The organism is Janthinobacterium sp. SUN176, from assembly GCF_030587335.1.
Classification (GTDB): Bacteria; Pseudomonadota; Gammaproteobacteria; order Burkholderiales; family Burkholderiaceae_D; genus Janthinobacterium; species Janthinobacterium kumbetense.
This window is the reverse complement of record NZ_JAPWIA010000001.1, coordinates 3,550,657-3,568,978: the sequence shown is the minus strand read 5'-3', so window position 1 is coordinate 3,568,978 and position 18,322 is coordinate 3,550,657. Positions and strand designations below refer to the sequence as shown.

Sequence of the window (18,322 nt, the reverse complement as noted above, 5' to 3'; positions counted from 1 at the left end):
ATGTCGCTCAGTCCTGCCTGAGGATGCCGGGCGAATACGATTTCGCGGTATGCATTACCTGAGGGGCATGAGTTCTCTACGGTTATTCTTGAGGAACAATTTGATTGCTATTGAGTGAAAAAAATGTGCCAAGGACAATAATCGATGTTGGTTCTTATATTGCGAGCTTCATTTTTCGGAGAGCAGATTTTTTCACAAAATATTATAGGGGAATAATGGGAGACGTGAAAATAGGCATTTGTTACAATTTGTTAGCTTTCTTGTCTCGTTACCCATATATTCCCCGCCCCATTGTTATTTGAGGCAGGCTTCAGTCGGTCGCCCGGATCATATCAAAAAATTACTATCCTTGAGTGGTGGCGACTTATCTTCCGCGGTAGCCTGTCGACGCCGCTGCTCCGACCAGATCAGGTCTTCGATACCACATTGCGGTACATATTCGTGAACTGCCCGCAGCAGCAGATTGCGTAGCGCCTCGAAATTGAAGTCATTGCATGCAAGATCCATTTCCTCCAAGATCTTTTTCAAATCTTGCCAAGGCACTTCCGATTCCTCTGCCCGCATGATGAGGGGATGCTCGGTGCCTTCCACATTGCCCCCAATCAATAGCTCTTCATAGAGCTTTTCTCCGGGGCGCAGACCTACATGCTGTATTTCAATTCCGTCCGGTGCCGACTTGCTCTTCACTTCCAGGCCACTCAAATGGATCATGCGTTCAGCCAGATCCATGATCTTCACGGGCTCGCCCATGTCAAGAACGAACACATCGCCGCCCGTGCCCATGGCGCCGGCTTGCAGCACAAGTTGGGCGGCCTCGGGAATGGTCATGAAATAGCGCGTGATTTCCGGATGTGTCAGGGTGATGGGACCACCGGCCTCGATCTGTCGGCGGAACAGGGGAACGACCGAACCAGACGAGCCCAGGACATTGCCAAAACGAACCATGCAAAAGCGTGTGTGGCTCTGTTCGCGTGTAAATGCCTGCAAAATCAGTTCCGCGAGGCGCTTGGTCGTGCCCATCACATTGGTCGGCCGTACCGCCTTGTCCGTGGAAATCAGGACAAAATATTTGACATGGGCCGCCATTGCCGCCTTGGCAATGCTGAGCGTGCCGAAGACATTGTTGCGTACCCCCTCTACGGGGTTATGCTCCACCAACGGCACGTGTTTGTAGGCTGCCGCATGATACAGCGTCTCCACCGAGAAGGATTGCAAGATGCGCTGACATTTTTCGGTATCGAGCACGCTGCCGAGGAAGGGCAGGATGTCGACGCCCAGCTCATATCCTTCATTGATGCCTTTTAACTCCTGTTTGATGGAATACAGGGCAAATTCGGACATGTCCAGCAAGACGAGGCGGGCAGGTTTCAATCGGATGATCTGGCGACACAGTTCGGAACCGATCGAGCCGCCAGCGCCCGTGACCATGACGGATTTGCCGATAATGCAACTGGATATCAGCGACAGATCGGGCGATACCTGGTCACGGCCCAGCAAATCTTCAATTTCGATGTCGCGGACATCTTGCACGCGTAACTCGCCACTGACCAGGCTTTCCACCGGCGGGGTAACCTTGATCTTGACTTTCAGGTGTTCAAGGCTATTGAGGATTTTTTTCTGTTCGCCTTTGTTCAAGGCAGGCATGGCCAGCAGTATCTCGTTAACCCCATATTTCTCGATCACGTCGGCCAGCGCATTGGACGGATGGACTTTAATGCCAGAAATAGTTGCATCGCGCAATTCTTTCATATCGTCGATGAACGCCACTGGCATGTACTCGCGGCCTGCGCGCAAGGCGCTGGCCAGTTGCACGCCCGCTTTGCCCGCGCCATAGATGGCGACGCGCGTATAGCGACGTCCCATCTGGTGCAGTAGCACACCCCGTGCGAGAAAGCGGCTGGCCACCACGTAGGTCAAGGCACTTACCCAATAAATGCCGAATACGCCGCGTGAGACTCCTGCCATATGCGTCAATAGCCCCGCCAGTGCCAGTAAAACAGCAACCGACAGCGTGACACCGAAGACGACCACATACACGATTTTCTGATCGATGAAGCGGATGACGGCGCGGTACAGGCCAATTTTGATAAAGATGGGGATGGCGACGATGGGGGCCGCAACGATGATCCAGAAATAGCTGAGGAACAAGTTCAGGTTAACGACATCGTAGCGCAAAATAATCGCCAGACAAAAGGTCAATGGCAAGAATATCAAATCAGCAGTAACAGCAATGAGCTGTTTCTTGAATCGTGATAAATCAATAATTAGTTTCATTTTGACGAATAATTACTTTAGAAAGGATAAGGGCAGCGTTGGCTTTGCTGCAAACCGTTGGAATATCGCAAAAACAATACTGTTTCCAATGTAAAACTCATCAATGCGTGACGCCATCGCGGCGTACTACCTTGAGCGCCGTCAGGAGGATAATTTTCAAGTCGAAGAAGAACGATTGCTGCTGCATATAGGCCAGATCGAGTTTGACCTTTTCCGGAATCGGCAATTCATCGCGGCCATTGATCTGCGCCCAGCCGGTCAGGCCTGGCAGTATGCGGTCGACGCCGTATTCTGTCCGCAGCGCGATCAAATCCTGCTGGTTGAACAGGGCGGGACGGGGCCCGACAAAGCTCATGTCGCCGCGCAGGATGCTCCACAATTGCGGTAACTCGTCAAGGCTGGACTTGCGCAGGAAGGAGCCTATCGGCGTGAGGAACTGCCCGGGATTCGTGAGCAAGTGCGTTGCCACGGCCGGTGTGTCTATACGCATCGTACGGAACTTTGGCATGCGGAAAATCTTGTTGCGCACCCCGACCCGGTCCGACCAGTAAATGGCAGGCCCTGGGGAGGTGAGCTTGACAAGTATGGCGACGATGAGAATCGGGATGGCAAAGGCCAGCAGCACTACGGAAGAAAGGGCGAAATCAAATAATCTTTTCATTGGAGTATTTTTATTGTTTTGAAGTAAAAGAAGTCACCGTCTTGTTGATGGCGTCCTGCATTGCATGGGGGGGCTGCCAGTTCAGCATGCGTTTGGTCTCGCTAATATCTACTTGCAATGAGTCAAGCAAGCGGCTCGCATCCATCGATTTTCCTGCCAGGCGCGCCAACACCACAAGCAGGCTGGGAGGAACGGGTATCAGCCAAATATGTTTTTTCATGCCGCTTGCCAACATGCGCAGTAACTGTGCAATGCTGACATCGTGGTCATCTGACACAAGGAATATTTTCCCCGGTGCCTGTGCATGCCATGTACTGAGCGCAATCAAATCAACAAAATTATCCAGTGCAACCATACTGCGGACATTGTGTACGGCGCCGAGTGGCAATGGTACACCGCGCTGTACCAAACGCATCAATCGTTCAAAATTTGCGCGTACGCCAGGCCCGTAGATCAGCGGTGGACGCAGTATAACGATTTCCATGCCCGTTTCGCGACCAATGGCCAGCAGGGCCTGTTCGGCTTCGTGTTTGGACGTGCCGTAGGGGTCTTGTGGATTCGCTGCATCACTGGCCTGGAACGGGCGACCAGGAAGCGTTTGCTCGCCATTCACCTTTAACGAACTGATGAAGATGAATCTGCGGACGCCGGCATCCGCTGCCTGGCGGGCCAGATTGATGCTGCCTTGCACGTTGATACGACGAAATTCGTCCGCAGGAGACGCTGCCGTGTCGCGCATGACGTGGACCCTGGCCGCAAGATGGACGACCACCTCCACACCATCGAGCACCGCGCGCCAATCCTGTGTTTCAAGCGCATCGTCGCACTGGAAGAACGTCATGTTTGGCGCCGCGCATGGGATGTGGCTACGGGCTGCGCACACCACGCGCGTCCCGGCCTGGACGCCAAGATGCTGTGTCAGCGCCCGGCCGACAAAGCCCGAGGCACCCGTCACGAGAAAACTGCGGGGGTTAAAAGATGTCTGCATAGCCGCTCGAAATTCTGTTCCATGTATACAATTGATCCGCCAATTGTTTCATCTGATGTCCCAAGAGCGTCAACTTGGCCTCGGTCAGGCTGTTCAGCAGTTCAGTTAATTCTGCAGACGTGTCAAAAAAATAAGCCTGCTGGTTGGTGGTTTCGCGGTTGAAGATGCAGCCATAGGCAAGCACCGGCAAGCCCAGGCTCATCGCTTCGACCAGCGAAGGATTGGTTCCGCCAGCGCTGTGGCCGTGGACATACACTTGGCAGGCAGCGCGTAGCTGATTCAGGATAGTGTGATCGTAGATGGGGTCGAGCAAATGCAAATGGGCAATTCCGGCATATTTTTGCCGTAATTGCTTGCCATATTCGCTATTGTCCCAGTTGCCCACGATGACAAGATCCATCGTGGGGGCGCTGGCGAATGCCTCGATGATCATGTCGATATTGTTTTCAGGCTCGATGCGGCATACTTTAAATGCGTACTTCACGCGATCGAGCTCATATTTTGCCAATATGGCATCATCCCGCTGTGGACGTACAGCATGGTCGCCACCATAGGCGATCAGTGCGCTATCGCGTCCATATTGCGTTTTGACATAGTCCTGGATCGCTTTGTTGTCCGTCACGACCTGGTCGGCATAGCGTACGGCGGCCGATTCCGATAGTTTCAGGAACCATTTGGCAAAGCCGCTCCATTTGGCCCTGCGCCACTCGAGGCCATCAATATTGATGACAAATTTTTTGCGCGATATGAGCTTCAGCACAGGCATGAAGACGCAGCCGGAAACGCCCAAGACCACGATCGTATCGGCATAACGGATGGCTTTCAACATCGACCACAGGTCATAGATGATGCTTTGCATGCCGTTGGCATCGAGGTTGATGTAGACCAGTTTGGCGCCATTATAGGTTGCCAGCTTCTCCGGGTATTTTTCAGCACAGCAATACACGGTGAAATCGAAGGAAGTGGACAAGTGCGCCGTCAGGTGGTCGACAAGTGTTTCCCATCCTCCATACTTGGCTGGTAATCCGACGGAACCTACGATAGCGATTTTTTTCATATTAATGTGAACCTGTTTTTTTTGTTGCAAGAAAACTTGAGAAATAACCTAACACGATGTAACAAAATACGGATTCATTGCTGAAGATGCCGCAGATGACCATGTTGGACAGCAACAGTCCCGCGATGCTGCCGAGTATCATCATCCTGCCATGGGGGGCCGTGCAGTGTTTGGCACGCCTGAACATTTTCAGCAAAAAAATGAAATAACACAGCAGGCCAGCCAGGCCGCTCTTGACGAGAATGTACAGATAGCCATTGTGCATCCATGGAATTTCCGAATATTCGGCACCGCCCAATGGAACTGGAAAATCGAGATGCACTAATGCGCCGAATCCGCCGCCAAAAATCTCGTTAAGGACGGGATAGTTCTTGAATTCGCGAAATGACGCAAAAATTTCGTAGGCGCGATAGCTGGTGCCGATGTCCTCCTGAGTCCATTCTTCATTAAAATGCAGTTCTGAGATTGCCTTGTGCAGTGTTTCACCGATCAAATCATACAGGCCAAAGGCGCCTGCAACGGCAGCGGCAAGAATGAAAAGGGCCAAGGCGCGCCACATTATTTTGGCGTCGATGATTTTTCTGCCGGAGAGAAGAAAAAAAGCCGCCAGGATGAGAACATAGGTGCGCGAAAACTGAGCGAGAAAAACGGCATGTACCGCGATAAACCAGGGGTTGTGCAATACTTGTTTCCAGGACTTTCGTTTTTCATACAGCATGACAATGCAGTAAACCAGCAGGAAGCTGCCGGGGCTGACAAAATCACGTATTTGCAGCACCCCGATAAAACCCATCTCAAACCAGAAGAAACCCAGCAGCAGAAAAAATATGACGCAGTATATTTTCGAATAACCAAAAATCAGCTGGCGGATATTCCCACCTTGCTTGAAAAATCTTTTCCCTGCCATGAAGTAAATGTACGGAATCAGAAAGAATAGAATATCCCGAACCGTATCGGCCAGCTGGTTTTTCCATGCAAAGAGCAGGCCAATGATGCATGGTAGTAACAAGTAGAGTTCCAGCTTCTCACCGCGATAGCGCCATACTTTTTTTACCGGTAGCGCGATATACAGCGCCGTCAAAAACAGGCTGCCCAGTTTGAGATAGTTGGAACTGAAGAAGAGAGCAAGTACAGATAGCAGGAGGCCCCAGAACAGTAGTTGCGAGGGTGCACCGATCTGACGTGGCGTGTGGATTATTTTACCGATTAACAAACTATTTCCCGTGATATTGGATGGAGCACGTCTTTACAGTGAAGGCAAGTGTATTGGTCGCATCATCTCAGCATCCCCACGAGCCCCCTGAGCGCCTGGGAAAACTTCTCTTGTGAAAAGTTCTCGGCCCTGGCGCGTGCCGCTTTCGACATGGCATGGCACAGGGCGGTATCGTCTGCAAGGGCCAGCGTTCTTTGTTTTAACAGTGCAAAGTCACGTGAGTCGACCAGAAATCCTTCCTGCATGTCGTTTACCAGCTCTGCCGGCCCGCCCAATGGTGGTACAAGCACGGGTAGGCCAAAAGCCATGCCTTCCAGCACCGTGAGTCCGAAGGTTTCAATCCAGCTATCCACGCGCGAGAGGTTGAGCAGCATGCCAGCGCGCTGATAAAACATGGCGGGATTGTCGGTGCGCGGATATACGCGCAGATTGGGCGTTATCGGCATATGGGCAAAATATTGCGTGATGGCCGCCTGGTCGTCGTTGACCACCAATTCAAATTGCACGTCTTTGCGGTCGGCCAGCGCGGCGGCCAGCGCCACCATTTCCGGCACACCCTTGTAATCGCGCAGCGATGCCAGCATCAGTATCTTAAAGATGCCATCGTGACGCGGTTGATAGCTGGCTTGCGCCGCGACCGCCGTGAAGTCCGCGTCGAGCGTATTGTAGATTTGCACGGCCGGCACGTCGGCGATAGGCAAGGCTTCCGCGTGCGACTTCGACACATAAATATTGTAGGCCGAGCACATGCGCGCGATCGTGCAGAGCAACAGACGCAAGGGCTTGGGTTCTATGGATATTTCATGGACATGATAGATGACCTTGCGCCCGGTGAGCTTGCCATATAGCGCTCCACCGAAAGGCAGCAGGGTATTCACATAAATCACAGCATCCTTGGCGATGTTGCGTTGGCAGAGCAAGGAGAACAGCAGAAATATCTGGCTGAGTAGCAGATTGCAGAGAGTAATGATACGCAACCGCGAACGGTGGTACCAATATCGGCTGAGGGGAATGCCGCACGTTTCCAGGACGCCACGACCCTGGGAGCCAACAAAGAGCATCGCGCGAGCGGGATCGTCAACCAATGCACGGATGGTGCCTCGCAGTACCCGCGGACTGCCGGATGCGTCATTGAGCAAATGGCAGAACACCAGGTCGATTTTTACGGACTCCGCTGAGGAGACGGGAGGTATGTGCGTCATGCGATAAGTGATTTTAATTTACGTGCCGGAATGCCGCCATATACGGCGTTGCCTTCATACTTCCCCGCAGTGACGACCGCACCGGCGGCAATCACGGTATTGTCGCCAATCTCGGCACCGTCCAGGATGGTGGCCTTGGCGCCGATCCAGCAGTTGTTCCCTACGCGTATGCCTTGCTGAGTGACGCCTTGCAGACGGATGGGGACGCCGCTGTCCTCAAAATTGTGATTTTCAGAATGCATGCTGACAAAATTACCCAGTATGGTGTCATCACCGATGCTGATGCCGCCCGCACAGCCCAGGAAGCTGAAGGAACCAATTCCTACATTATTTCCTGCAGAAAACCCCTTGCCCAGGGTGGCCAGCGATCCTGTGCATTCAATGGATGCACCACGTCCCAGGGAAAAATTATTCCCCAGATGAATTCCATCGCGCGACAGGGCATCCACATGGCATTCGGATGCAAATTTGATGAAGCGGCCGGTACGGATTTTCGAGGTACACAAAATCGCTGTCTTCCTGCCGACAAAAATGCGCGCGTTCAGGCGTCGAAACACGAGAATGCCGCGCAAGAGGTCAATGACCTTGCCAGCGAAAAAACGCAGCAGATAGGCCTTGGGAACGTCCGGATCGATGGCGAATTTCTCTTTTCTTGCGCGTGACGCCAGCGTTGAAAAAAAATCACTCATGCGTCACCTTTTCATAAATGTCGCGCACCTGACGTATTGTCACATCCCAGTGCAGTTCCGCCTGGCGCTGCAGGACATTGGTTTTCATGTGATCGAGCGCCGCATGATTGTTCAGACAAAATGCCATGTGGTCCGCCATCTGCTCAATGATGCCCTCTACAGTGTTGAGCGTTACCTTGAAGCCAGTTTCTGCTGTTATCAGGTCACGTGCGCCAAACTGGTCGAGCGCGATACTGGGCAAGCCCATTTCAAACGCTTCCAGCAATACGGTGGGATTGCTGTCCATCATAGACGGCATGACGTGGACATCGGCTTCACGCATGATGTCGAGCACCTGCTCGCGCGGCACCTGTCCATGCCACATGATCCGCTCATCGAGTTTCAGCGCCGTGGATTGGGTCTGCAGCACTGCTTTGCACGGTCCGTCACCGATGACGTGCAAGCGCCAGTCCTGTCGTCCGGACAAGTGCGCCAGGGCGCTCAGCACGAGGTTCAGAGCCTTGAGTTCGTCGATGCGGCCCGCCCAGACAAATTGCACCTCTGCACCTGTCGGCTTGATCGTCTCCCGTAGATTCAAGAGCGAGTTTTCACGAATGATCTGGCAATCCACATGCAGAAAATGCTGGAGATTATCGCGATCAGCCGAGGTGGCCGAAAAAATTGCCTTTGCTGCCATTGCCGCATTTTTGACGCGTGCCGAGTATTGCAGGAAGTAGCTATTTGTCCAGTTTCTCAACTTGTGCCGAAGAAAGTTTCCTTTGCCCAATATAGGGAAAAATATATCGTTCAAGTTCGAACTTCCACCGACCGGCCCCCAGACAAAGGGGAGATCGAGTTTCCACAGAAAACCCGGATGCCGAAATCCTATCGTGTTCAGTTGGTGCACGAGGCTGTAATTTTCATTTGCCTGCATTTTTCTTGCGGTGGCTAGTACCTGGCGTTGCCACAACATGTAAGAAAATGAAAAGAACAGGGGGGTGATCGAACGATTCATCCAGTCGAACAAACGCACTAATCGGTTCGGCTCGACATACACATAGTTGACGCCATCGTCTGGATTGCTTTGGCGATATTGAAGCATCGCCTCATGATTTCCCATGCAGACACCGGACGTTCCGTACAGCACGGTAATGTCGTAAAACGCGCTCAGCTTGGAAACGAAGTTCCATCCTACGCCAAATTCGGAGCCTGAATACGGTGAGATGGCGTAAGCGGCAATGAGTATCTTCTTCTTCGGTGTATTTATTTTTGTCATAAAAATATTATTGAATAATGTTGTTGAATTTGAATTCAAATTCAATTATTTTTTCCGAGAAAAGAGAAAGCACAGGCGCAATACAAGTCTGCTTAGGTGAAAAAATGGCGTGGCTGGCAGTTTGCTCAAGCCATGTTCCCGGCGCAGACGGGGGAGATCAAGGTCTATATTCCAGAAGTTTTTATATTGTTTTATCGTGACCAATGCATAGAACTGAGCATACTGACGTAGCAGCGATGGTGGTACATCGACGTGTTTTTCCAGCGCCCTACGCAATTGTATGTTTTTTGCAATAAAACCTTCGCCGGTGGCGGGATTGGCGGTTTCGTTTTCGTGAATGCGATAATACGCCAGGGTCTTGTTCAGTCTGCTTGCACCGAAATTCAGGAAATACATTGTGAAAAATACATAGTCTGAACTGGGAAAGGCAGACGCCTTGTAGCCACCAATTTGCATGGCGTGACTACGTTTGAAAATCAGGCCAAGGGCGCTCGATGGCGCATCCATATAGACGTGGGAAATCGGGATGCGGCTCAACTGCGGCAAAAACCATGTATTCTTGATATTTTTCAGACCTTGTTTGATTCTGTTTTTGAGCTGCTGGTTAAGACTGCCACGGGCATCCATAAAAATGGAGCGGCAGTATAGCAGGCTGATCGAAGGATCTTTTTTCAGCACCGAGAACATTTCAGCGACAAAATCCGGATGCAGTAAATCATCGTCATTCAAAATGGAAATCCATTCACTGCGCGCCAGTTCAATACAGCGGTTCCAATTGCCGAACATGCCCAGATTTTCGCTGTTGCGGAACAGGCGCAGGCGATCATCTGCAAATTGACGAATCAGTTTGTCAACTTGTTCGCTCATCGAATGGTCGTTATCCACGACGACGATTTCGAAGTCAATATCGCTTGCCTGGGCCAGTACCGAGCGAATCGCCTGCGCCAGCATGTCCGGGCGGCGATAGGTCGGGATCATGATGGACAGTGTCGGCATGAGGCGCTTGCCACCATCAATGATGAGTGACGAAGGACGATCTGCACAAATGGCAAACTGGTCTTCAATATCGAGAATGTTCAAACGTTACACTTTCATTTGATGGGGCGAGGAGGCGGCAGGCGACGCTTTATTGCGATACAGTTCGAGCCAGACCATGTATGGCCATTTCCAATTGTTATAGACGAGTTGTACCGTAAATTGACTTGCTATGAGCCACGTCAGGCCCATCCCTCCCAAACGCAGGCCTAGCCATGAGAGCGTGACAATAGCCAGCCCGGAAACGAGCGCAGGTTTGACAAATGGCACACGGTTACCTGTGACAATGACGCTGGCTGCCAGCGAGTGGTTCAATTCCAGCAGGACCATGATCCCGACCCAAATCAGCAGTGGCAATGCCAGCAGCCCGGTTTGACCGCCGATCCATTTGATCATGGTCGGGCCAAAACACACCAGGATGATCGCGCCACAGAGAAAGATCCCGAGTGCACAACCGATGCCGAGCTGTATGGTGTGACGCAGGCGCCCTGGTTCATTCGCGACACGGTATTGCGCAAGTTTGGGTTGCTGGATATTGAATAGAACCATCGACATGTTTTGCAAGACGGAATAGACCTGCAGCGTCAGTGCATAAGCGGCGGTGGTGGCCAGGCCCAGATAAGCGGACGACAGCAGCGTATTGGCCCTTAGTATCAGGAAGGCGCCGATGACCCCCAGGCCCATGCGCCATGCGTTATGCCAGAGAATACCGAAAATATCCCGTGTGGAGATGCTGGAATGCGGCGCCTGACGCAGGGCTGCCTGGAAAGACTGGTCGTGAAAATAATACCAGCTGAGCCAGCGTCCAATGAGTGCCGAAGCAAGGTATCCCAGCGCCACTGCCAGTAAGGTCAGTCCGCATTGCAAGAGTATGGCTGTCACAATCACGAAACCGAGATTGGACAGGGCACTCGATTTATAGAAGGCGGCATACAGGCCGCGTCCTTGCAGTAATGGCGTATAGTATTTGTAATACAGATTGATAACCGTAGCGACAACAAACACACCCCAGGCAAGCAATACCGCTTGCGTGGCGATCTGCCCTTGCGATACATGCACGATGTACCAGCTACCCAGGGTGGCCAGCAACAGGAAGGCGCAGCCGGCCAATACCATGAAGATGCGCCGTGCCGCATGAATGATGGCATTGAACAGGCTATAGTCGACTGGGGATGGTGTGCTCAGCACTTCGAAACCATCCTTGAGCAGGCGTTTCGCGCCGCCCAGGACATAACTGACATTGCGCGCCAGCGTGGGCGTGAATCCGAGGTCGAGCATCGTCACCAGCGCCGATATCGTCATGAAGACGTACCAGATGCCCAGCTCGGCACTGCTCAGTTTTCTCAGCAATAATGGCAGAACCAGCAAAGCTGCTCCATACTGCAAAAACTGAGACAGATAGCCCCAGAGCATGTCTTTTTTCATTTACCTGGTCCGGCAAGCAAGCCGTCGATGAGCGTGTCGGCTTCCATGCGCGCGATCCCCTGTTGCAACGTAATTTGCGGCTGCCAGCCTGGCAGGCGAGGTTGGCGCGTACTCGGTTGCATGGTTTCACGTGGACGGTAGGGAAGGCCGCCCCATTCGATCTGCAGGTCTTTGCCTACGACGGCGCCATAGACCCGCACCAGATCTTTCAAGGTCAGACGAGCGGGGTTGCTGACGGCATAGCATTCCGCTGCGCCAATTGAGGGCAGGCGCTGCATGGCCAGGAGGTAGGCATCGAGTACGTCATCGATGTACACGAGGTCGAGCAGTTGCTCTCCCGGCGACATGCGCAGGTTGACGCCGCTGCGGGCTGTCTTGCGCAACAAGCTGAACAGTTTCGCACGAGTATCGCCGGGGCCGTAAGTGTCGAACAGCTTCAGTGTGATGGCTTGAAAACCGTGCGCGGATACATAGTAGGCCAGCAAGTCCTCGAATGCTTGCTTGGTGGCCGCATACAGGTTAACGGGATTGTATGCCGCGTCCTCGAAGTGCTGCCAGGACGTGCCGGTATTAATCAGGCGACGCAAGCCCAACTGTTGCATAGCCTCAAGCAACTGTGTCGGCATGCCGAGATTTGACTCGATCAGGCGGTTCACATCTTCCGGCTTGTGCTGTGCCAGGAACAAGGAGGCAACGTGGCACACGACGTCTGGCCGAGTTTGCTCCAATGCCGCATATAAGGTGGAATAGCTGCCATCATGGATATGCACGCTAATCTTTGGCAAGGCATCCTGCAATACGCTGAGATCGGAATGCTGGCGTACCAGGATGGCAACCTCGTGATTATCGGCGAGCAGACGTTTGACCAGCTGACTGCCTATAAAACCGGTAGCGCCAGTAAGAAATACTTTCACGGAATATATCCTACTAAAACGGAGAAATAAAATCGGCAAAGGCGCCGTGCTGCTCATCGCGCACCGACATGATCGGTGCTGTCACTTGCCAATCGAACCCGAAGCTGTCCCAGCGTATGCCGCAGTCGGCAGACGGCGTGTGTACCGTGCTGGTCTTGTACAGCATCAACGCTTCCTCTGTCAGCGCAACAAAACCATGAGCTACTCCCTTGGGAATAAAGACCATCAGCCCATTTTCTCCAGACAGGTCGACGGATGCCACTTTGCCGTAGCCGGGTCCTTTTCGCAGGTCTAACAGTACATCGCGGACGGCGCCGCGGGTACAGTAAACCAGCTTGTCGTGATCGTGCGGCGGCAGCTGAAAGTGCATGCCGCGAATGACGTCCTTGCGTGAAATAGAATAGAACTCCTCCTGGATATCCAGATTGGCGCCTAAACTTTTACAGATGCCTTCATGATAGGTTTTAACAAAAGTGCCTCGCGCATCTTCAAAGTGGCTAGGCTCAAGCAAAAAACAGGCGGGAAGGAGTTCTTTCAGTAGTTTCATAATATGATTTAGAAATTCACGCCAAAGAATTCTTCGATCTTGCTGATCGAGAAATCCATCATTTCGCGGGTCAAGCCTGGGAAGACGCCGATCCACAGCGTGTCGTGCATGATGCGGTCGGTATTCGTCAGCTCGCCCGAAACACGGTAGTTACGCCCGATCATGTACGGCTGGCGCGTCAGGTTGCCGGCGAACAGCAGACGCGTACCGATCTTGTGCTGGTCCAGGAAGGTCAGCAGGCTGACACGGTCCACGTTCGCTTCCGGACGCAGGGTGATCGGGAAACCGAACCATGAGGGATCCGAGTTCGGCGTCGCTTCCGGCAGGATCAGGAACTCCGCACAGCTCTGCAGGCCATTTTTCATGTAGTTGAAATTGTCCTTGCGCGCCTGCACGAAACCGGCTGCGCGGTCCATCTGCGCCAAGCCGCAGGCGGCCTGCATGTCGGTAATCTTCAGGTTGTAGCCCAGGTGGCTGTAGGTGTACTTGTGGTCATAGCCGTCCGGCAACGTGCCCAGCTTGCAGCAGAAGCGCTGGCCGCAGGTGTTGTCCTTGCCTGGCGCGCAATAGCAGTCGCGGCCCCAGTCGCGGAACGATTCGGCAATCGCTTTCAGTTCCGGATTGTTGGTGAACACCGCGCCGCCTTCACCCATGGTAATGTGGTGCGCAGGGTAGAAACTCATGGTGCCGATATCGCCGAAGGTGCCGCACATCTGGCCGTTGTACGTGGCGCCCAGGGCGTCGCAGCAATCTTCCACCAGCCACAGATTGTACTTTTTGCACAGCGCGACGATGACTTCCAGGTTGAACGGATTGCCCAGGGTATGGGCCAGCATGATGGCCTTGGTTTTGTCCGTGATGGCCGCTTCGATTTTGCTGGCGTCAATATTGTAGGTTCCCAGCTCCACGTCGACGAAGACGGGTACCGCACCATATTGCAAAATCGGATTGACGGTGGTCGGGAAACCGGCCGCCACGCCGATGACTTCGTCACCGGGCTGGATGGCGCGCGCGCCGAGTTTCGGCGACGTCAGCGCCGAGAAGGCCACCAGGTTGGCGGACGAGCCGGAGTTCACCGTGATCAGGAATTCGACGCCGATGAACTTGGCCAGACGCTGTTCGAATTCGTCATTGAAACGCCCCGTGGTCAGCCAGGCGTCGAGCGAGGCTTCGACCATCAAGCCCATCTCGGGGGCGCCGACGACTTTGCCGGCCGGTGGAATCACCGTCACGCCCGGCTCGAAGGGTTTCGGCACGCTGGCCAGTGCGCCGTATTGCGCCACCAGGGCAGCGATCTGCTCGCGGATTTGTTGTTGGGTCAGTTGTTCGCTCATGATACAGCCTTCAATTTATTAGGTAATTAATCAGGTATTTTGATAGGTGGCGATTTGCGCCAGCGTCATTGCCCGCATGTCCGCGCCCTGGTCGCAGGCCTTATGCCATTCGACGATCTTGGCGATGGTCTGGCCGATGTCCCAGCGCGGATGCCAGCCCAGCTGGCCGCGTGCCTTGGAACAATCGAGCTTCAGATAGGTCGCCTCATGCGGATGGTCCTGGCCATCGAGCGACCAGGAGGCACCCGCGCCCCATTCTTGCGTCATGCGCTCGATGATCCATTCGACGGGCTTGGCGTCGGTATCGTGCGGGCCGAAGTTCCAGCCTTCGGCATGCACGGGGCCTGCCGTATACAGCTTTTCCGCCAGGGTCAGATAGCCGCTGAGCGGCTCGAGCACGTGCTGCCACGGGCGGATTGCATGGGGATTGCGGATCATTACCGGCTCGCCGGCGCCGATCGCGCGCAACATATCCGGGATCAGGCGATCCAGCGCCCAGTCGCCGCCGCCGATGACGTTGCCGGCGCGGCCGCTGCCCAGAGCCACGCCGTGTTCGGCGTATTTGTCGGCATGGAAGAAGGAACTGCGGTAGCCGGCTGTCACCAGTTCCGCACAGCCCTTGCTGTTGCTGTAGGGATCGTAGCCGCCCATGGCCTCGTTTTCGCGGTAGCCCCACGGCCATTCGCGGTTTTCATAACACTTGTCGCTGGTAACGTTCACCACCGCACGCACGCCAGGCGTGGCGCGCACGGCTTCGAGCACATGCACCACGCCCATGACGTTGGTGGAATACGTTTCCACCGGATTGGCGTATGAGTAGCGCACCAGCGGCTGGGCGGCCATGTGAATGACGATGTCCGGGCGCGCGGCGGCCATGGCGCGCTTGACTGCGTCGCCATCGCGCACGTCGCCGATGATCGACTGCATGCCACTGGCCACGTCGGCGACCTCAAACAGGCTGGGGGTGGTCGGTGCCGCCAGCGCATAGCCGGTCACGTCGGCGCCAAGCTGCTGCAGCCACAGGCTCAGCCAGCCACCCTTGAAGCCGGTATGGCCGGTGAGGAAAACACGTTTTCCTTGCCAGAATGCAGGATTCATCAAGCCGCCTTCCAGGGGGCCTTGCCCGATTGCCACAGTTCTTCCAGATGTACCTTGTCGCGCAGGGTATCCATCGGTTGCCAGAAGCCATGATGGAAGAAGGCATGCATTTCGCCTTCCCGCGCCAGGCGCTCCATCGGCGCCTTTTCCCACACGGTACTGTCTTCGGCGATATAGTCGATGACTTGCGGCGACAGCACGAAATAGCCGCCGTTGATCCAGGCGCCATCGCCTTGCGGTTTTTCCTGGAAACTGTTGATCTTGTTGCCATCCAGATTCAACGCGCCAAAGCGGCCGGGCGGCTGGGTCGCGGTCAGGGTGGCGAGCTTGCCGTGCGCCTTGTGGAAGGCGATCGATTCAGTAATGTTGACATCGCTCACGCCATCGCCGTAGGTGAAACAGAATGCCTCTTCGCCTTCCAGGTAGGGCTGGACACGCTTCAGACGCCCGCCGGTCATGGTCTCGTCGCCCGTGTCGACCAGCGTCACTTTCCACGGCTCGGCATTGCGCGCATGCACTTCCATCTGATTATTCTGCATATCGAACGTCACGTCCGACGTGTGCAGGAAATAATTCGCGAAATATTCCTTGATGACATAGCCCTTGTAGCCGCAGCAAATCACAAAGTCGTTGATGCCATGGCTTGAATAGCTTTTCATGATATGCCACAAAATTGGCTTGCCGCCAATTTCAATCATGGGCTTGGGTTTGGTGTGGGTCTCTTCGGAGATCCGGGTGCCGAGGCCACCCGCAAGAATGACTGCTTTCATTTTTATTATTCCTATTGAACGAATTAAATTTGCCTGCCTCATCGGTTTGCGGGCTGGCGCCCGTACAACTGATCGGCCAGCGCAGTGCCTGGTGGCAAAGTATAAGTTCGGTGTACAGGTCAGGCCACACGCTACCATGTCTGCTCTTGTCCCTGCTTTTCCGCATCGCTCAAGTTGATACCTTGATGCTTGCCACTAACTCGCCGGCCCATGGCCTGATCGCGTAGCGTTGTTTTTTGGTATGGTAATTTTCGCAACGCCGGGCGTCATGAATAGAAAACCGGCTGGAAAAATAGCTCGGTAGACTGGATACCTATTGCGCTAATTTTCCGAGCAAGCTTTCCGAGCAAGCGTGCTTATCACATCAGTTGCTGGTTCATCGTTCCGTGCAAGCCGAGTCAGCATGAAGTGAAATTATAAAATAATAAACTTCGGCTCTCCTGTTACCAAAATCATCTAAAATTTCCCATGCGACAAAAAACAATTAGCTCTTGATTATAATTCAGAACACATGGAATTGCCATGTATGCATCGCTTCAACGGACACCGTCCGGTTACAGGTGGATCGGAAAGAATGTGAAATAAAGCACGCAATAATGCCTGATATTAAAAATATCCAAACGGCAATTATTATTGTGGAGACGAACAGTGTTTATTAAAGCTCCAAGCAAATCCAATGTTGTTACATTTGCTTGCGTTTGGCGCGAGAGTCGGACGTGTATGTGGTGGAATATGTAATGATGTTAAAAGATTCTCTATCTAAACATTGCATGGCAACCATTTCAGGGTGCTGACTGCAATGTCTTGGAGCGTCAGGTTAGGCGTGCTGCGTCATGTGTGGCCACCAAGCCACACATTTCTTCACCATGATTTTGGGCTGACGTTATTGAGCGATTTTCTTGCCGTAGCAATGCGGGCATGACACTTCATACACATATTCCGGCGCCAGCTGCTGGCGCGGCGTGACGACGGCGCGGCAGACGAAACATTGCACGGTTTCCGTTGGTTCCAGTTTCGGGTTCAGCGCCGTGCGGTAATCGAAGACGAAGCAGTCGCCCGTGTAGTGCTCGCCGCCCACTTCCTCGAAATACTTCAGGATGCCGCCGTCGAGCTGGTACACGCTGTCGTAGCCGATTTCCTTCATGTGGATGGCGGCCTTTTCGCAGCGGATGCCGCCCGTGCAGAAGGTGACGACGGTCTTGCCTTCCAGCTCATCCTTGTGGGCGGCTGCCACGGCCGGGAATTCCGTGAACTTGTCGATGCGGTAATCAAGCGTGTTGTTGAACGTGCCCACGTCCACTTCAAAGGCGTTGCGCGTTTCCATCATGACCACGGGTTTGCCCGCATCGTCGACGCCGCCGTCGAGCCAGCGCTTGAGCGTGTGCGCGTCGACGGACGGGGCGCGGCCCAGTTCCGGCTTGATCAGCGGCATGCGCATGGTGATGATTTCTTTTTTCAGCTTGACCAGCATGCGCTTGTGAGATTGTTCGTTCGACAAGCTTTCCTTCCACTCCAGATCGGCCAGACGCGCGTCGCTGCGGACCCAGGCGAGGAAGGCATCGATATGCTCGCGCGTGCCCGACAGGAACATGTTGATGCCTTCCGGCGTCAGCAGGATCGTTCCCTTCAGTTCCAGCGCCAGGCATTGCTCCTGATACAAGGGACGCATGGCTTCCGTATCGTCGAGCGTAATGAATTTATACGCGGCGATATTGACAAACGTGGTGGCGGACGGGCTGACGGCGGCGGAAACGGCGGGTGTTGCTGGGGTGATGGCTTGCATGATGGCGATCGGCTTAGACTGAACAGCCGATATTATAAGCCCGACAGGCCTGGCGGGATACCCGGCCAGCCACGTTT

The 18,322-nt window shown here is 53.8% G+C and carries 16 protein-coding genes; all 16 read right to left on the bottom strand.

Annotated elements, in window-relative coordinates:
- Nucleotides 1–327: 327 nt before the first annotated feature.
- A complete protein-coding gene (locus O3299_RS16100) occupies nt 328–2,274 on the bottom strand; it encodes a nucleoside-diphosphate sugar epimerase/dehydratase (protein WP_305062699.1) in 1,947 nt (648 codons plus the stop codon).
- Nucleotides 2,275–2,374: 100 nt separating this feature from the next.
- On the bottom strand, nt 2,375–2,935 hold the full coding sequence (locus tag O3299_RS16095; RefSeq protein ID WP_305053064.1) for a sugar transferase: 561 nt from the start codon (nt 2,933–2,935) through the stop codon (nt 2,375–2,377).
- Between the two features lie 10 nt (nt 2,936–2,945).
- Nucleotides 2,946–3,923 (bottom strand): SDR family oxidoreductase, encoded by a 978-nt coding sequence (locus O3299_RS16090; RefSeq protein ID WP_305062698.1) that lies wholly within the window; start codon nt 3,921–3,923, stop codon nt 2,946–2,948.
- Nucleotides 3,907–4,980, bottom strand: a complete 1,074-nt coding sequence (locus O3299_RS16085) for a DUF1972 domain-containing protein (RefSeq protein WP_099666663.1) — start codon at nt 4,978–4,980, stop codon at nt 3,907–3,909. The genes O3299_RS16090 and O3299_RS16085 overlap by 17 nt, the downstream gene beginning before the upstream one ends.
- 1 nt (nt 4,981) lies before the next feature.
- Nucleotides 4,982–6,193 (bottom strand): O-antigen ligase, encoded by a 1,212-nt coding sequence (locus O3299_RS16080; protein ID WP_251351715.1) that lies wholly within the window; start codon nt 6,191–6,193, stop codon nt 4,982–4,984.
- Between the two features lie 62 nt (nt 6,194–6,255).
- Nucleotides 6,256–7,395: a glycosyltransferase family 4 protein gene (locus tag O3299_RS16075; protein ID WP_305062697.1), complete on the bottom strand. Its 1,140-nt coding sequence runs from the start codon at nt 7,393–7,395 to the stop codon at nt 6,256–6,258.
- On the bottom strand, nt 7,392–8,084 hold the full coding sequence (locus O3299_RS16070; protein ID WP_289898819.1) for a DapH/DapD/GlmU-related protein: 693 nt from the start codon (nt 8,082–8,084) through the stop codon (nt 7,392–7,394). The genes O3299_RS16075 and O3299_RS16070 overlap by 4 nt, the downstream gene beginning before the upstream one ends.
- On the bottom strand, nt 8,077–9,339 hold the full coding sequence (locus O3299_RS16065) for a glycosyltransferase family 4 protein (RefSeq protein ID WP_305062696.1): 1,263 nt from the start codon (nt 9,337–9,339) through the stop codon (nt 8,077–8,079). The genes O3299_RS16070 and O3299_RS16065 overlap by 8 nt, the downstream gene beginning before the upstream one ends.
- A 45-nt stretch (nt 9,340–9,384) precedes the next feature.
- Nucleotides 9,385–10,419 carry a glycosyltransferase family 2 protein gene (locus O3299_RS16060; protein ID WP_305062695.1) on the bottom strand — a complete coding sequence of 345 codons (1,035 nt, stop codon included), beginning with the start codon at nt 10,417–10,419 and terminating at the stop codon, nt 9,385–9,387.
- Between the two features lie 3 nt (nt 10,420–10,422).
- The gene (gene wzx / locus O3299_RS16055) at nt 10,423–11,799 is read right to left on the bottom strand and encodes an O-unit flippase-like protein (protein ID WP_251351710.1); all 1,377 of its coding nucleotides are present in this window, start codon (nt 11,797–11,799) and stop codon (nt 10,423–10,425) included.
- A complete protein-coding gene (locus O3299_RS16050) occupies nt 11,796–12,713 on the bottom strand; it encodes an NAD(P)-dependent oxidoreductase (protein WP_218965306.1) in 918 nt (305 codons plus the stop codon). The genes wzx and O3299_RS16050 overlap by 4 nt, the downstream gene beginning before the upstream one ends.
- A gap of 13 nt (nt 12,714–12,726) precedes the next feature.
- On the bottom strand, nt 12,727–13,260 hold the full coding sequence (locus O3299_RS16045; RefSeq protein ID WP_251351708.1) for a dTDP-4-dehydrorhamnose 3,5-epimerase family protein: 534 nt from the start codon (nt 13,258–13,260) through the stop codon (nt 12,727–12,729).
- Between the two features lie 8 nt (nt 13,261–13,268).
- Nucleotides 13,269–14,594 carry a lipopolysaccharide biosynthesis protein RfbH gene (gene rfbH, locus O3299_RS16040; protein ID WP_077408253.1) on the bottom strand — a complete coding sequence of 442 codons (1,326 nt, stop codon included), beginning with the start codon at nt 14,592–14,594 and terminating at the stop codon, nt 13,269–13,271.
- Between the two features lie 30 nt (nt 14,595–14,624).
- Nucleotides 14,625–15,692, bottom strand: coding sequence for a CDP-glucose 4,6-dehydratase (gene rfbG / locus O3299_RS16035; RefSeq protein WP_099666290.1), 1,068 nt, complete (start codon nt 15,690–15,692; stop codon nt 14,625–14,627).
- The gene (rfbF, locus tag O3299_RS16030) at nt 15,692–16,462 is read right to left on the bottom strand and encodes a glucose-1-phosphate cytidylyltransferase (protein WP_099666671.1); all 771 of its coding nucleotides are present in this window, start codon (nt 16,460–16,462) and stop codon (nt 15,692–15,694) included. The genes rfbG and rfbF overlap by 1 nt, the downstream gene beginning before the upstream one ends.
- A gap of 883 nt (nt 16,463–17,345) precedes the next feature.
- On the bottom strand, nt 17,346–18,245 hold the full coding sequence (locus tag O3299_RS16025) for a sulfurtransferase (RefSeq protein WP_305062694.1): 900 nt from the start codon (nt 18,243–18,245) through the stop codon (nt 17,346–17,348).
- Nucleotides 18,246–18,322: the final 77 nt, after the last annotated feature.

Coding starts and splice junctions, on each gene's coding strand:
- O3299_RS16100 (WP_305062699.1), bottom strand. CDS start 2,274: ATGAAACTAATTATTGATTTATCACGATTCAAGAAACAGCTCATTGCT.
- O3299_RS16095 (WP_305053064.1), bottom strand. CDS start 2,935: ATGAAAAGATTATTTGATTTCGCCCTTTCTTCCGTAGTGCTGCTGGCC.
- O3299_RS16090 (WP_305062698.1), bottom strand. CDS start 3,923: ATGCAGACATCTTTTAACCCCCGCAGTTTTCTCGTGACGGGTGCCTCG.
- O3299_RS16085 (WP_099666663.1), bottom strand. CDS start 4,980: ATGAAAAAAATCGCTATCGTAGGTTCCGTCGGATTACCAGCCAAGTAT.
- O3299_RS16075 (WP_305062697.1), bottom strand. CDS start 7,395: ATGACGCACATACCTCCCGTCTCCTCAGCGGAGTCCGTAAAAATCGAC.
- O3299_RS16070 (WP_289898819.1), bottom strand. CDS start 8,084: ATGAGTGATTTTTTTTCAACGCTGGCGTCACGCGCAAGAAAAGAGAAA.
- O3299_RS16065 (WP_305062696.1), bottom strand. CDS start 9,339: ATGACAAAAATAAATACACCGAAGAAGAAGATACTCATTGCCGCTTAC.
- wzx (WP_251351710.1), bottom strand. CDS start 11,799: ATGAAAAAAGACATGCTCTGGGGCTATCTGTCTCAGTTTTTGCAGTAT.
- O3299_RS16045 (WP_251351708.1), bottom strand. CDS start 13,260: ATGAAACTACTGAAAGAACTCCTTCCCGCCTGTTTTTTGCTTGAGCCT.
- rfbH (WP_077408253.1), bottom strand. CDS start 14,594: ATGAGCGAACAACTGACCCAACAACAAATCCGCGAGCAGATCGCTGCC.
- rfbG (WP_099666290.1), bottom strand. CDS start 15,692: ATGAATCCTGCATTCTGGCAAGGAAAACGTGTTTTCCTCACCGGCCAT.
- rfbF (WP_099666671.1), bottom strand. CDS start 16,462: ATGAAAGCAGTCATTCTTGCGGGTGGCCTCGGCACCCGGATCTCCGAA.
- O3299_RS16025 (WP_305062694.1), bottom strand. CDS start 18,245: ATGCAAGCCATCACCCCAGCAACACCCGCCGTTTCCGCCGCCGTCAGC.